Source organism: Baekduia sp. (assembly GCF_035318805.1).
In the GTDB taxonomy this organism is placed as follows: Bacteria; Actinomycetota; Thermoleophilia; order Solirubrobacterales; family Solirubrobacteraceae; genus Baekduia.
In genome coordinates, this window is record NZ_DATHDY010000017.1 from 1 (window position 1) to 13,759 (window position 13,759).

At 73.7% G+C, this 13,759-nt stretch carries 13 protein-coding genes; 8 read left to right on the forward strand and 5 right to left on the reverse strand.

Going from position 1 to position 13,759, the window contains the following annotated elements; all coding sequences use genetic code 11:
• The coding region (locus tag VK501_RS03925; protein WP_324334843.1) for a GAF domain-containing sensor histidine kinase at positions 1 to 2,393 on the forward strand (2,393 nt) is incomplete at its 5' end.
• A 187-nt stretch (positions 2,394 to 2,580) separates the two neighbouring features.
• Here the strand turns inward: VK501_RS03925 and VK501_RS03930 are convergent.
• Positions 2,581 to 3,465 (reverse strand): SDR family oxidoreductase, encoded by an 885-nt coding sequence (locus tag VK501_RS03930; RefSeq protein ID WP_324334846.1) that lies wholly within the window; start codon positions 3,463 to 3,465, stop codon positions 2,581 to 2,583.
• Positions 3,466 to 3,548: 83 nt separating this feature from the next.
• Between VK501_RS03930 and VK501_RS03935 the strand changes: the two genes are divergently transcribed.
• From VK501_RS03935 to VK501_RS03950, 4 genes are all read left to right on the forward strand, one after another.
• Positions 3,549 to 5,534, forward strand: a complete 1,986-nt coding sequence (locus tag VK501_RS03935; protein WP_324334847.1) for an FAD-dependent oxidoreductase — start codon at positions 3,549 to 3,551, stop codon at positions 5,532 to 5,534.
• A gap of 56 nt (positions 5,535 to 5,590) precedes the next feature.
• Entirely contained in the window at positions 5,591 to 6,178 is a 588-nt protein-coding gene (locus tag VK501_RS03940) for a PadR family transcriptional regulator (protein WP_324334849.1), read from the forward strand.
• Between the two features lie 13 nt (positions 6,179 to 6,191).
• Positions 6,192 to 7,040: an alpha/beta hydrolase gene (locus VK501_RS03945; RefSeq protein ID WP_324334851.1), complete on the forward strand. Its 849-nt coding sequence runs from the start codon at positions 6,192 to 6,194 to the stop codon at positions 7,038 to 7,040.
• A gap of 160 nt (positions 7,041 to 7,200) precedes the next feature.
• Positions 7,201 to 7,917, forward strand: a complete 717-nt coding sequence (locus VK501_RS03950; protein ID WP_324334853.1) for a DUF3105 domain-containing protein — start codon at positions 7,201 to 7,203, stop codon at positions 7,915 to 7,917.
• Between the two features lie 54 nt (positions 7,918 to 7,971).
• Here the strand turns inward: VK501_RS03950 and VK501_RS03955 are convergent, their stop codons facing one another.
• Genes VK501_RS03955 through VK501_RS03970 form a run of 4 tightly spaced genes read right to left on the reverse strand, consistent with a single transcriptional unit; the run spans position 7,972 to position 11,796 of the window.
• Positions 7,972 to 8,973: an ATP-grasp domain-containing protein gene (locus VK501_RS03955; protein WP_324334855.1), complete on the reverse strand. Its 1,002-nt coding sequence runs from the start codon at positions 8,971 to 8,973 to the stop codon at positions 7,972 to 7,974.
• Positions 8,970 to 9,572: a sugar transferase gene (locus tag VK501_RS03960; protein WP_324334857.1), complete on the reverse strand. Its 603-nt coding sequence runs from the start codon at positions 9,570 to 9,572 to the stop codon at positions 8,970 to 8,972. The genes VK501_RS03955 and VK501_RS03960 overlap by 4 nt, the downstream gene beginning before the upstream one ends.
• A complete protein-coding gene (locus VK501_RS03965) occupies positions 9,569 to 10,672 on the reverse strand; it encodes a glycosyltransferase (RefSeq protein ID WP_324334859.1) in 1,104 nt (367 codons plus the stop codon). Before VK501_RS03965 ends, VK501_RS03960 begins: the two co-directional genes overlap by 4 nt.
• On the reverse strand, positions 10,669 to 11,796 hold the full coding sequence (locus tag VK501_RS03970; protein ID WP_324334861.1) for a glycosyltransferase family 4 protein: 1,128 nt from the start codon (positions 11,794 to 11,796) through the stop codon (positions 10,669 to 10,671). The genes VK501_RS03965 and VK501_RS03970 overlap by 4 nt, the downstream gene beginning before the upstream one ends.
• Before the next feature lie 118 nt (positions 11,797 to 11,914).
• Between VK501_RS03970 and acpS the strand changes: the two genes are divergently transcribed.
• Genes acpS through VK501_RS03985 form a run of 3 tightly spaced genes read left to right on the forward strand, consistent with a single transcriptional unit; the run spans position 11,915 to position 13,758 of the window.
• On the forward strand, positions 11,915 to 12,292 hold the full coding sequence (acpS, locus tag VK501_RS03975) for a holo-ACP synthase (protein ID WP_324334863.1): 378 nt from the start codon (positions 11,915 to 11,917) through the stop codon (positions 12,290 to 12,292).
• Between the two features lie 48 nt (positions 12,293 to 12,340).
• Positions 12,341 to 12,586 carry an acyl carrier protein gene (locus tag VK501_RS03980; RefSeq protein WP_324334865.1) on the forward strand — a complete coding sequence of 82 codons (246 nt, stop codon included), beginning with the start codon at positions 12,341 to 12,343 and terminating at the stop codon, positions 12,584 to 12,586.
• The gene (locus tag VK501_RS03985; protein ID WP_324334868.1) at positions 12,583 to 13,758 is read left to right on the forward strand and encodes an acyl-CoA dehydrogenase family protein; all 1,176 of its coding nucleotides are present in this window, start codon (positions 12,583 to 12,585) and stop codon (positions 13,756 to 13,758) included. The genes VK501_RS03980 and VK501_RS03985 overlap by 4 nt, the downstream gene beginning before the upstream one ends.
• The last annotated feature ends 1 nt before the right edge of the window (position 13,759 follow it).

Here is a 13,759-nt window from a genome sequence, read left to right on the forward strand (position 1 = left end):
GACCGACGCTCTTGTTCCAGGTTCTCAAGACCGGTCGCCCGGCGAGGATCGACGACTTCACCGGGATCCCCGGCACGATCGCCGCCGCCGGCCGCAAAGCCGGGTTCGGTGCGGCCGCCGGCGCCCCGATCATCGTGGACGGCGAGGTCTGGGGCGCCATGATGGTCAACGCCGGTCGTGGCCCGGTACCCGACCGCATGGAGGAGCGGCTCGTCGCTTTCACCGAGCTGCTCGCTACGGCGATCTCGAACACCGAAAGCCGGGCTGCCCTGGCCCGGCTGGCCGAGGAACAGGCGGCGTTGCGGCGGGTCGCGACGCTGGTGGCGCGGGGGGTGGCGGCGGAGGAGGTGTTCGCGGCGGTCGCCGAGGAGGTCGGGCGGCTGCTTCCGGTCGAGTACGCGGGCCTCAGCCGCTATGAGCCCGACGGTGTGCTGAGCATGGTCGCTCGCTCGGGCAGGGGACTCGACCACATTCCCGTTGGCAGCCGATGGCCCCTTGGGGGAAAGAACGTCGCCACGGTGGTCTTCGAGACCGGCCGACCGGCCCGGATCGACAGCTATGCCGATCTCTCCGACCCGGGCGCTGCGACCGCCTTCCGCGAGGTGGGCGTCCGCTCAGCGGTCGGGACGCCGATCGTCGTCGACGGCCGCCTCTGGGGTGTGATGATCGCCGGGACGACCGCCGAGCAGCCGCTCCCGGCCGACACCGAGGCGCGCCTCGCCTCGTTCACGGAGCTGCTGGCGACGGCGATCGCGAATGCCGAGAGCCGTGGCGGGCTCGCTCGGCTGGCCGAGGAGCAGGCCGCGCTGCGGCGGGTCGCGACGCTGGTGGCGGGTGGGGCGCGGCCGGAGGCGGTGTTCGCGGCGGTCGCCAACGAGGTCGCACGGCTGCTTTCGGCCGAGTTGGCGAACGTGATCCGCTACGAGTCCGAAGACACGGTCACGCTCGTCGCCAGCGCAGGGGACCTTTTTCCCGTCGGCAGCCGATGGCCCCTTGCGGGGCAGCGCAACCTCGCCACGCTCGTGTCCGAGACGGGCCGTCCGGCCCGGCTCGACGACTACGCCGATGCAACCGGCCCGCTTGCCGAGGACATCCGCGAGGAGGGCATCCGCTCGGCGGTCGGGACGCCGATCATCGTCGAGGGCCGCCTCTGGGGCTTGATAACCGCCGGCTCCAGCCAGGAGCAGCCCCTGCCGCCGGACACCGAGGCGCGCCTGGGCTCGTTCACGGAGCTGGTGGCGACCGCGATCGCGAACACCGAAGCGCGAGCGGAGGTGGGGAGGCTCGTTGACGAGCAGGCCGCGCTGCGTCGCGTGGCGACGCTGGTGGCGCACGGGGCAGCGCCGTCGGAGGTGTTCGAGACGGTGATCCGGGAGGTCGGCATCCTCTGCGGTGCGGACCTCGCGCGCATGGAGCGCTACGAGTCGGGCGACAGCGTGATCGGCGTCGCCGGCTGGAGCAGGGGCGACGGCCCGCAACTGGCCGTCGGCACGCGGTTTTCGCTCGAAGGCGCGAGCATCGCCGCCATGGTCCACGGGGCGAGCCGTCCCGTTCGGGTGGAGAGCTTCGCCGACGCTCACGGCCCGATCGCACAGGAAGCGCAGGCCTTGGGGATCCGCTCGTCGGTCGGCTGCCCGATCGTCGTCGACGGCCGCCTCTGGGGCGTCATCGCCGCCTCGTCCAAGAGCGCAGCGCCGTTCCCGCCCGACACCGAGTCGCAGATCGCCGAGTTCACCGAGCTCGTGGGGACCGCGATCGCGAACACCGAGGCGCGCACCGAGGTCGCGGCGTCGCGGGCGCGGATCCTCGCGGCGACCGACGACGAGCGCCGTCGCGTGGTTCGCGATCTGCACGACGGCGCGCAGCAGCGGCTGGTGCACATGGTCGTGACGCTGACGATGGCACAGCGCGCCGTGCACAACGGAGAGGAGGACCTCCCCGCCCTGCTGACCGAGGCGCTCGACAACGCCAAGCAAGCGACGAACGAGCTGCGGGAGCTCGCCCACGGCATCCTGCCGGTGGCACTCACCGGGGGCGGCCTGCGCGCGGGCGTGGACGCGCTGGCTTCGCGGATGCCGGTGCCGGTCGAGATCGACGTGGCGGTGGGCCGGCTGCCGCCCGCGGTCGAGGCGACCGCGTACTTCGTCGTCGCCGAGGCGCTGACCAACGTCGCCAAACATGCTCGCGCCCGACGCGCCCGCGTCGCGGCGAGCGTCGCGGACGGCACCCTCCGCGTGCAGGTGTGCGACGACGGCGTCGGAGGCGCCCGACCCGGCGGGAGCGGGCTCCTCGGGCTGGCCGACCGGCTTGCCGTCCTCGACGGACGGCTCCGGGTCGAGAGCACGGCCGACGGCGGCACGCTCGTCGCCGCCGACCTCCCCGTCCCCCACTAGGGGTGCCGTAGGCGGCCGGCGAGGCCGAGGCCCACGACAGCCAGCCGTCGCCGCCGGAGGTGGGTCCCCAGTCGCGATAGCGACACAGTCTCCTACGGGTGCCGTAGGCGGCCAGCTAGGCCGAGGCCCACGACGGCCAGCCGTCCCCGCCGGAGGTGGGTCCCAGTCGCGATAGCGACACAGTCTCCTACGGCGTGAGCTGCTTGGCCTGCTCGCCGCCGTTGAGCACCGCGTCGGACTGCGACGCGCGCAGCTCGTAGGCGGCGCGCCGGCCGACGTCGACCTGCGCCAGCACCTGGTCGGCCTTCAGCGCGCGGCTCATCGCCTCGCGGCCGCCGCGCGGGAGCACGTTCATCACCTTGGTGATGCCGGCGACCGAGCGCGGGACGAAGACGTCGAAGCGCGCCTCGCGCAGGGCGCTGACGATCTCCTCGGCGACGTCGGACGGCTGCACCTGCTTGACCCCGCGGGTCTGCTGCAGGCCCGCCGCGAGCTCCGTGTTGACGACCACCGGCATGACGCAGGAGACCTCGATGCCCGTGTCGCGCAGCTCGGCGCGCAGCGCCTCCGACAGGCCGACGACGTAGTGCTTGGTGCCGCAGTAGGTCCCGCCGCCGGGGAAGCCGCCCTTGCCGGCGGTCGAGGCGACGTTGACGACGTGGCCGCGGCCGCGCTCCAGCATCCGCGGCACGATCTCCTTGACGCCGAACATCACGCCGTTGACGTTGATGTCGATCATCCGCTGGGTCGTCGCGTCGTCCTCCTCCCAGATGCGGTGGCCGATCTGCATGATCCCCGCGTTGTTGACGAGGACGTCGACCGGGCCGAGCTGCTCCTCGACGCCGTCGAGGAACGCCTTGACCGACGCGCGCTCGGTGACGTTGAGCGGCAGCGCGATCGTGCCGTGGCCGAGCTCGCGCGCGGTCTGCTGCGCGGTCGCGTGGTCGAGGTCGCCGATGGCCACCTTCATCCCCTCGCGCAGGAACGCCTCGGCCGTCGCGCGGCCGATGCCGCGGGCGGCGCCGGTGATGGCGGCGACCTGGCCGGTCAGGATGCGGTGCTGCTTGGCCATGGGGACTCAAGACCTCCGGAGCAAAGATGACGGGGGCGTCACCGTACCACCACCGGGGTTGACCGTGGGATTAGGCTGACACCGTGTCAACGCCAGTCGCCGTCGTCCTCTCCGAGCTCCAGCTGGCCACGCTGCGCCGGCTGGTCGACACCTTCGCGCCGGAGGTCGCCGTCGACGACGACCCGACCGGCTTCTGGGGCCGCAAGGGCTCCGACCTCGGGGTGGATCTCGCCATCGCCGAGCAGCTCTCGTCGGGCGCCGTGCCCGAGGAGCAGGTCGAGGGGCTGCGCCAGCTGCTCGAGGCGCTGCAGGCCCAAGGCTTCGACGAGGCTCCCCAGGAGGTGCGCGAGCAGCTCCTGCACGGCTTCATGGACGGCGACCCGGCCGCGCTCGCCGGGCTGAGCGCGCTGCGCGCGCTCACGTTCCTGCTGTTCTACGCCATCCCGGATCCGGCCACCGGCCGCAACCCGAACTGGGAGGCCATCGGGTACCCCGGGCCGCGCGCCGTGCCGCCGACGCCGGAGGAGGCGCCCAAGACGATCGCGCTCACCCGGCCCGACGCCGACGTGCTCGAGCTGACCGCCGACGTCGTGGTGGTCGGCTCCGGCTCGGGCGGCGGCGTGATCGCCGGCCGGCTCGCCCAGGCCGGCAAGGACGTGGTGGTGCTGGAGGCCGGCGGCTATTACAACGAGGCCGACTTCAACCAGCTGGAGCTGTGGGCCTACCAGAACCTCTACCGCGCCGGCGGCCTCGCGCAGACCGCCGAGGGCCAGATCGCGCTCATGACCGGCGCGAACCTCGGCGGCGGCTCGACGATCAACTGGACCAACTGCCTGCGCACCTACGACTGGGTGCGCGAGGAGTGGGAGCGCGACCACGGGCTCGAGGGCCTGGCCGGCGCCGAGTTCGACCGCCATCTCGATGCCGTCAGCGCGCGGATCGGCGTCACCGACGCCTGCTCGGACTGCAACGGCCCCAATCAGCGCGTGCTCGACGCGGCGGCCAGGCTCGGGATCGACGGCCGGGCGATCACGCGCAACGCCGACCCCGACAAGTACGACGCCGACCTCGCGGGGCTGATGGGCTTCGGCGACGTCACCGGCGCCAAGCAGGGGACGCTGAAGACCTACCTGCAGGACGCGGCCGACGCCGGCGCGCGGTTCGTCGTGCACTGCCGCGTGGAGCGCGTGCTGATGGAGGGCGGGCGCGCCGCGGGCGTGGAGGGCACCTACCTCGACGCCGACGGGCGCGTCGCGCGCGTGACCGTGCGGGCGCCGCAGGTCGTCGTGGCCGCGGGCGCGCTGGACACGCCGGCGCTCCTGCTGCGCTCCGGGATCGGCGGCCCGGCGGCCGGCGACTACCTGCGCCTGCACCCCGCGACGGCGGTCAACGGCATCTACGACGGGGCGCAGCAGGCGTGGTGGGGCCCGCCGCAGAGCGCGCTGTCGATGGAGTACGCCGACCTCACCGACGGCTACGGATATCTCGTGGAGACGTCGCACGCGTCGCCGGGCGTGACCGGGACGTCGGTGCCGTGGGAGTCCGGCGCCCAGCACAAGGCCGACATGGCCCGCGGACCGATCTCCTCGGCGATGGTGTTCCTGATCCGCGACCGCGGCCACGGACGCGTGACGGTCGACGCCGCCGGCAACCCGGTGCACACCTACCCGTTCTCGGACCCGCTGGACGTCGCGACCTTCCGCCACGGCCTGCGGACGATGGCGCTCATGCACGAGGCGGCCGGCGCGCACGAGGTCCAGTCGCTGCACCGCAAGCGCCAGCACTGGGTGCGGGACGCGGGCGAGTCGATCGAGGCCTTCGCCGACCGGATGGCCGCCGCGCCGCTGGAGCCCTACGAGCACGCGACGTTCTCACTGCACCACATGGGCTCGGCCCGGATGGGTCGCGATCCGCAGACGTCGGTGGCCGGGCCGTTCGGCGAGCTGCACGACACCCCGGGCGTGTGGATCGGCGACGCCTCGGCCTTCCCGACCGCGAGCGGCACCAACCCGATGCTGACGACGATGGCGCTGGCGCACCGGACCGCGGAGGCGATCGCGGCGGCGTAATCCGCGCTTCACGGCCTCTTCATGACCGGTCGACTTCGACATGTCAGGATGCCGACATGTCCCCGGCCGCGCCCCGCCGTCAGGTCCTGCGCCACGCGCTGCTGGGGTTGCTCGCCGATCAGCCGATGAGCGGGTACGAGCTGTCGAGCCGGTTCGAGGCGTCGGTCGGCAGCACGTGGTCGGCGGGGCACAGCCAGATCTACCCCGAGCTCGTGCGGCTCGCCGACGAGGGGCTCGTCGAGGCGGGCGAGCCCGGCCCGCGCGGCCGCAAGACCTACGCCATCACCGGCGACGGGCTCGAGGCCGTGCAGGCGTGGCTGGCGTCCGCCGCGCCGGACCGCACGGTCCGCGACGAGGCGGCGCTGCGCACGTTCTTCCTGTGGCTGATGGAGCCCGCGGCCGCCCGCGCGCACGTGCAGGGCGAGCTCGACGCCGCCGAGGCGTCGCTCGAGTCCCTGCGCGCCCTGGCCGCGCGCCGGCGGCCCGCCACGCCGGCCGAGCGCTCCCAGCGAATCGCCCTGGAGGCGGGCCTGCGGGCCACCCAGGCCCGGGTGGGATGGGCGCGATGGGCCCTCGAGCGCCTGGACGATCAGGCGAAGCGACTTGACGATCAGACGGGGCCAGGCGACCCCGACCCGGGGTAGCCTGCGGCACCCGATGCCCGACTTCACGCACGAAGGCCACCGCCTCGCCTACACCGTGTACGGCACGGGCCCGCGCACGTGCGTGCTCCTGCACGGGCTGCTGCTCTCCCAGAAGATGCACCGCCCGCTGGCCAAGGCGCTGGCCCGCCGCGGCAACCGCGTCATCACGCTCGACCTGCTGGGCCACGGCCAGTCGGACCGGCCGCACGACATGGCGGCCTACTCGATGCCGTTCTTCGGCGAGCAGACGATCGCGCTGCTCGACCACCTGGAGGTCGACGAGGCGGTGCTGGCCGGCACGTCGCTCGGCGCCAACGCCGCGCTCGAAGCCGCCGCCGCGCACCCCGATCGCGTGCGCGGCATGGTCGTCGAGATGCCGGTGCTCGACAACGCGCTGCTGGGGTGCGCGATCGCGTTCACGCCGCTGATGGTCGCGCTGACGTTCGGCGCGCCCGCGATGAAGGGCGTCTCGTGGCTGACGCGCCGCCTCCCGACGGGCCGCTTCTGGGGCGCCGACATCCTGCTCGACACCGTGCGCCAGCAGCCGGGCCCCAGCGCGGCGGTGCTCCAGGGCCTGTTCTTCGGCCGCGTCGCGCCGCACCGGGAGGTCCGCAAGACCATCGAGGCGCCGGCGCTGGTGATCGGCCACGACCGCGACCCCGTCCACCCGTTCAGCGACTGCGACGCGCTGGTCACCGAGCTGCCCCACGCTCGTCTGCTACGGGCCGACTCGCTGCTGGAGCTGCGCCTCTCCCCCGAGCGCCTGACGACCGAGATCGGCGAGTTCCTGGACGAGTGCTGGAAGCCGCGCCACAAGGCCGGCGGCGGCGCCCCGCGCACGCGCGCCGCCGGCGCCGCGTAGGGGTGCCGTAGGCGGCCATCGAGGCCGAGGCCCACGACGGCCAGCCGTCGCGCCGGAGGTGGGTCCCCCGTCGCGATAGCGACACGGTCTCTAGTTCTCGCTGACGCTCCGGCAAGCGGCTTCACGCAGGGTTCATGCCCGCGCCGGTACGCTCTCGCGCGTGTCGAGCCGTCAGGAAGAGAAGGAGCGCCGGCGCCTGGAGCGCCAGCAGCGCGAGCAGGCCGAGGCCGGCAAGGCGGCGAACCGCCGCCGGCTGCAGCTGGTGGCCGGGGGCGTGCTGGCGATCGCCGCCGCCGCCGCGGTCATCGCCGCGGTCGCCTCCAGCGGAGGAGGCGGGAGCGGGAGCGACAGCCAGGCCTCGTCCGGCTACGGCAGCGCCGCGATCCCCGCGAAGAAGATCTCGGACTTCGACGCGGCCGTGAAGGCCTCGGGCTGCACGTTCAAGGCGTACTCGAGCGAGGGCCGCACCCACCTCACGTCCGAGACCGCGAACTTCGACGGCTACAAGACCAACCCGCCGACCTCGGGCACGCACCGCCCGACCCCGGCGCAGGACGGCGTGTACGCCGCGGGCAACTCGCCGGCCAAGGAGAACGCCGTGCACGCGCTCGAGCACGGCCGGATCGAGCTCGAGTACAAGCAGGGCGCGCCCAAGCAGGTCCAGGACCAGCTCAACACGCTCTTCAACGAGAAGCTCAAGGGCGTCGAGGGCTACCACCAGCTGCTGTTCCAGAACCAGACGAACATGCCGTTCGAGGTGGCCGCCGTCGCGTGGACCCACATCCTGGGCTGCAAGACGATGAACCCGCAGGTCTTCGACGCGATGCGCGCCTTCCGCGACCGCTTCGTCAACAAGGGCCCGGAGATCATCCCGTAGGCCTTCGTGGCCGGCGGCGCGGCCGTGGCGCGGCCGTGGTGCGGCGCGGCGCGGTCAGCGTGGCGCGGGCGGGCCGGGCGGCGACACGATGTCGCGCCCGGTCGGCCGGAGCTGCTCGTCGAGCTCCAGCTGCCAGAAGTACCGCGTGAACGTGCGGCCGGCGTCGAACTCGCCGACGTGCGGCTCAACGGGCCGGCCGGCGGCCATCGCGGCGATCAGCTCGGGGTAGCTGCGCCCGGGGCGCGCCGCGTAGACCGGCGCCGGGAACGCGCCGCCGAAGCGCGTGTTGACGTCGGTGATGCCCAGGCCGACGTCCTTGTCGCGGAACGCCTGCACGGTCGCCGGCCCGCGGACGCCGAAGGCCTCCACCACCCGCCGGCCGAGGTCGATCAGCTCCTGGTCGGCGATCACGGTGCCCTTGATCGACTCGCCGCCGCGGGACTCGAGCATGGTCCGCGGGATGGCGTTCAGGCAGCGGCCGTCACGGTCGCTGAGGCAGTCGATGGAGAACTCGGGGCCGTCCATCAGCCGCTGGAGCATCACCGGCTCGTCGATGTAGTCCACGAAGAACGCCGCCTCGCGGGCGTCGGCGGCCGCGAAGATGTTGCGGGCGCCGGAGCCGTGGATGGGCTTGACCATCACGGGATAGCCGTCGGGCTCGAAGCTCGGGAGGACCGTCGGCGGCGACGGCAGGCCGTGCTCGGCCAGCAGCAGGTGGCATTCGTGCTTGTCGAACGTGCGCCGCGCGATCTCGGGATCGGGCACGAGCGCCTGCGGCAGCCGGCCGTCGGCGCGCGCCTGCGCCAGCACGTCGATGTCGAGGTCGGTCAGCGGGACGATCGCGCCGACGTCGTGGCGCTCGCACAGCTCCTGCAGCGCCGGCACGTACTGCGGGTCCCTGATCATCGGGACCGACGTGCGAACGGTGGCGGCGTACTGCGCCGGCGCCAGCGGGTTGGGGTCGCACGCGACCACGGTGGTGTGCTGGGCGAACGCGGACACGATGTCGTAGCGCTTGCCCGTGCCGGTCAGGAGTACGGCCTTCTTGGTGTTCATGATGGGTCGGTCCAGCCGCCGGTCTCGCCCTTGTAGAGGCCATGACCCGTGACCAGCATGCGGGCGGTCAGCCACAGGATCCTCAGGTCGAGCGCGAGCGTCGCGTGCTCGACGTACCAGAGGTCGAGCTCGATGCGCTCCGGCCAGGGCAGCGACGCGCGCCCGTTGACCTGCGCCCAGCCGGTGATGCCGGGCTTGAGCGCGAGGCGACCGCGCTGGCGGTCGGTGTACTGGGCCACCTGCACCGGCACGGTCGGGCGTGGGCCGATGACCGACATCTCGCCACGCAGGACGTTGACGAGGTTCGGCAGCTCGTCGATCGACGTGCGGCGCAGCAGCGCGCCGACGCGGGTGATGCGCGTGTCACCGTCGTCCACGGCGAGGCCGGCGCCCATCTTCTCCGCGCCGGAGACCATCGTGCGGAGCTTGAGCACGTCGAACGCCGCGCCGTCCTGGCCGATGCGCCGCTGGCGGTAGACCGGGTGCCCCTTGGACTCCAGCCGGATCGCGAGGATCGCCAGCGCGACGACCGGCGACGTGAGCGCGAGCACGGTGGCGCTGACGAGGACGTCGAACGCGCGGCGCAGCGGCCCGCTCATCGGGTGCCCTCCGGGGGATCCCAACCGGCCTCGGTGCCGTGGCGCAGGTGGTCGACCAGGCCGAGGGCGATGGAGCCCTGGGTCAGGACGTAGTAGCGGGCGAGCAGCAGGGCCTTGGGCCTGCTCGGCAGGGGCGCGAGGGCCACCGCCAGCCCGAGGAGCTGCAGGCGGCGCAGCGCGCGGGGCGCCGTGACCAGCGCGACGGCGTGCAGCAGCGGGCCGAAGTAGCGCAGCCACCGATGGCTGGCGATCATGATGGTGTACTTGGCCGGCCAGCCGCGCGGGTCCAGCAGGCCGCCGTGCAGGACGATCACCCAGGCGTGGCTCATCATGCGGCGCTTGCGGGCCGCCTCGCCCTCGACGTCGGGCACCATGCGCTCGGTGGCGCGCGCCAGCGGCTGCTCGACGCAGCGCCACCCGGCGCGCACCAGCGTGAAGGGGAACTTGAGGTCGTGGCCCATCACCGGGTCGACCTCGACGTAGGCGTCGCGCCGCGTGGCGTAGATCGCGCCGTTGCCGGCGGTGACCGAGGCGAGGTCGCTCTCGCGGGCGCGGAGGAACATCTCGTAGCGCCAGTAGACGCCCTCCTGGTTCGTGCCCCCGTCCGGGTTGACGAACGTGACGCGCCCGCAGACGTAGCCGATCTCGGGGTCGGTGGCCAGCGGCGCGACGAGGGCGCGCAGCGCGCCGGGCTCCCAGAGCGCGTTGGCGTCGGAGAACGCGACGACGGCGGCGGTCGACCGGGCGACCGCGGCGTCCTGGGCGCGCACCTTGCCGCCGCGCGGGAGCTCGAGCACGACGTCGGCGCCGGCGGCGCGTGCCGCGGCGGGCGTCCCGTCGGCCGAGCCGTCGCAGGCGACGACGATCTCCAGCTTCGCGCGCGGGTAGTCCAGGGCGAGGGCGTCGGCGACCTTGGCGGCGATCACGTCGCGCTCGGCGTGCGCCGCGACGACGAGCGAGACGGTCGGCAGCGCGGCGTCGTCGGCGATGGGCGCGAAGGCCTGGCGCGGGTGGCGGCGCAGCGCGCCGAGGGCGAGGCCGTAGCCCGCCTGCGCCCAGGCCAGCAGGCCCGCCGTGGTCCAGAAGATCGCCCGCCTCAAGAAGCGCTCAGCATGCCGTACAGCTCGATGTGGCGCTGTGCGGCGGCGTCGAAGGAGTACGTCGTGGCGGCCGCATGCGCGGCGGCCGCGGCGAGCGCGGCGCGGCGCTCGGAGTCGGCCAGCAGCTGCGCCAGCGCGGCGTGCAGGGCCTCGGGGTCGCCCGGGGCGACCAGCTCGGCCGCGCCGGTCGCGGCGACCTCGGGGAAGCCGCCGACCGCGCTGAGCAGCAGCGGGCGGCCGAGGCCGAGCGCGGCGTAGAGCACGCCGGACTGGTCGATCTCGCGGTAGGGCAGCGCGACGAGGTCGGCGCGCCGCAGGACCCCGGCCAGCTCGGCGTCGGCGACGAACCGCGGCACGAGGCGGACGCCGGGCGGCAGCGCGGCGGGATCCGACAGAGGCATGCGGGGCAGCCCCACGATCCACAGCTCGCCCGGCGGGTCGGTGCCGAAGCGCCGCCAGGCGTCGAGCAGCACGTCGATGCCCTTGTAGGCCCGCAGCAGGCCGGTGAGCGCGACCACCGGGACGTCCGGCCCGGGGTCGGTGAGCTCGGGCGGCAGCCGCGCGGCGAGCCCGGCGAGATGCGTGAACGCTCCGTGCGGGATCGTCGTGACGCGCGCGGGATCGAGCCCGAGCTCCTGGGTCAGACGCGCGCGCCCGTGCTCGGAGTGCACGACGGTGTGGTCGACACGCTCGTAGAGCCGGCGCTGCGCGCGGAGCTGGCCGGCGCGCGGCTCGCGCGGCAGCACGTCGTGGGCCGTCAGCACGGTCGGCCGCCTGCGGGGCAGCAGGTGGACGTCCAGCGGCTGGACCGTCAGCCACTGGAAGTGCACGACGTCGGGCTGTCCGGGCGCCGCGACCGTCACCGCCCGCCGGTAGGCCCGCATGTCGGGCACGTGCTCGGCGAGCTTGGCGAAGAGCCGCCCCTTGGAGCCGGGCGCGCCGACGCGGGCGGCCCGGCGGTAGAACCGCTCGTCGACGACGTAGCCCTCGGCCGGCGGCACGTCGCCGTAGCCGAAGCGGCTGGTGACGAGCGCGACGTCGACGCCCGCGCGCGCCAGCGCCGCGGCGAGCGCGCGGTCATACGGCGGCGTGAAGGCGGAGGGATCGACGAGATCGACGCGCACGGGCGCGCTTGAACCTAGCGGGGTCCCGACCAGGGGTCTGACCCCTTCATGAAGGGGTCAGACCCCGTCGAGGGTGGTCGAGGGTTCGGGACGCCGCTCGATTTGCCAGGATCGGCGCGTGCCCTTCCGCGTCGGCATCGACCTCGTCGCCGCCGTCACGGTCGCCGACGCGCTGGCCGCGCACGGCGAGCACTACCTCACGCGGGTCTACCGCGAGGGCGAGATCGCCGACTGCGGCGGCGCCGCGGCGCCCGATCCGCTGCGCCTCGCCGCGCGCTTCGCGGCCAAGGAGGCGGCCCTCAAGGTCCTGCGCGCCGGCGATGCCGCCGTGCCGTTCTCGGCGATTGAGGTGGTGCGCGGGCCCGACGGCGCGCCCGAGCTGACGCTGCACGGTCCGGCCGCCGAGCTGGCCGCCGCGACGGGCCTCACGGGCTTCGCGGTCAGCCTCACGCACGAGCGCGACTACGCCTCCGCGGTCGTCATCGCCGAGGCATGAGCCGCCCACCGGTCAAGTGGCGCCGTCCCAGCACCGATAATCAGGGTTGTGTCCGCCGCCGTCCGACAGATCGTCCAGGAGCACGGCCGCCTCGCGGTCGACATCGCGACCCTGGCCGACGATGCCAGCCTCTACGAAGCGGGGATGAGCTCGCACGCGAGCGTGAACGTCATGCTCGCCCTGGAGGACGCCTTCGACGTCGAGTTCCCCGACGACATGCTCAAGCGCAGCGTCTTCGAGTCCGTCGCGGCGATCAGCTCCGCGCTCCAGCAGCTCGAAGCGCAGGCCGCATGAGCGTCCTCGCCGATCGGGACGCCGCGTTCCTGGCGGGCGTCGTCGACGCCGCCGACGCGATCGCGAAGGTCCACGCCGACGACGTCGACCGCCACGCGCGCTTTCCCGTCGAGACGATCGACGCGCTGCGCCAGCAGCGCGCGCTCTCGGCGCTCGTGCCCGAGGACCTCGGCGGCGACGGCGTCTCGCTGCGCGCGATCGCGACCGCCTGCTTCGAGCTGGGCCGCCGCTGCGGCGCCAGCGGCATGGTCTTCGCCATGCACCAGATCCAGGTCGCGACGATCGTCCGCCACCTCGACGCGCAGGGTGCCGACTCGTTCTTCCACGAGCACCTGCGCGCCGTCTCCGCCGACCAGCGCCTGATCGCGTCGGTGACCTCCGAGGCCGGCACCGGCGGCGACATGGGCCGCTCGGTCGCGGCGCTGACGCCCGACGGCAACGGCGGCGCCACCTTCGAGAAGCAGGCCCCGACCGTCAGCTACGGCGCGTACGCCGACGACCTGCTGACGACGCTGCGCGCCAACCCCGAGGCCCGCCCGGGCGACCAGGTCGCCGCGCTCACCCGCAGCGACCAGCACACGCTGGAGCAGAACGGCACGTGGGATCCGCTCGGCATGCGCGGCACGTGCTCGCCGGGCTACACGGTGCGCGCCACGCTCTCGCCCGACCAGGTCCTTGCAGCGCCGTTCGCGACGATCATGACCGAGTCGATGGTGCCGGTCTCGCACATCCTGTGGTCGCACCTGTGGCTCGGCGTCGCCACCGACGCCTTCGACCGCGCCCGGGCCTTCGTCCGCGCGGCGGCCCGCCAGAAGCCCGGCGAGCCGATCCCCGCGGCGCTGCGCCTCTCGCACGTCATGAGCGATCTGTCGCTGCTGCGCGCCGAGGTGCGCGGCGCGCTCGACGAGTTCGTGGCGGAGGAGGACCGCGAGCGGATGGCGACCATGGCCTTCGCGCTGCGGTTCAACAACCTCAAGCTCGCGGCCTCCGAGCAGGCGCCGCGCGTCTGCCAGGGCGCGCTGAACGTCACCGGCATCGTCGGCTTCAAGAACGACACGCCGTTCAGCGTCGGCCGCCACCTGCGCGACACGATGTCGGCCTGCCTGATGGTCGCCAACGACCGCATCCACCAGACCAACGCCGGTCTGCTGCTGATCGCCAAGGAGGTCTGAC

Coding starts and splice junctions, on each gene's coding strand:
- VK501_RS03960 (WP_324334857.1), bottom strand. CDS start 9,572: ATGAGCGGGCCGCTGCGCCGCGCGTTCGACGTCCTCGTCAGCGCCACC.
- VK501_RS03940 (WP_324334849.1), top strand. CDS start 5,591: ATGTCCCCGGCCGCGCCCCGCCGTCAGGTCCTGCGCCACGCGCTGCTG.
- VK501_RS03945 (WP_324334851.1), top strand. CDS start 6,192: ATGCCCGACTTCACGCACGAAGGCCACCGCCTCGCCTACACCGTGTAC.
- VK501_RS03985 (WP_324334868.1), top strand. CDS start 12,583: ATGAGCGTCCTCGCCGATCGGGACGCCGCGTTCCTGGCGGGCGTCGTC.
- VK501_RS03955 (WP_324334855.1), bottom strand. CDS start 8,973: ATGAACACCAAGAAGGCCGTACTCCTGACCGGCACGGGCAAGCGCTAC.
- VK501_RS03930 (WP_324334846.1), bottom strand. CDS start 3,465: ATGGCCAAGCAGCACCGCATCCTGACCGGCCAGGTCGCCGCCATCACC.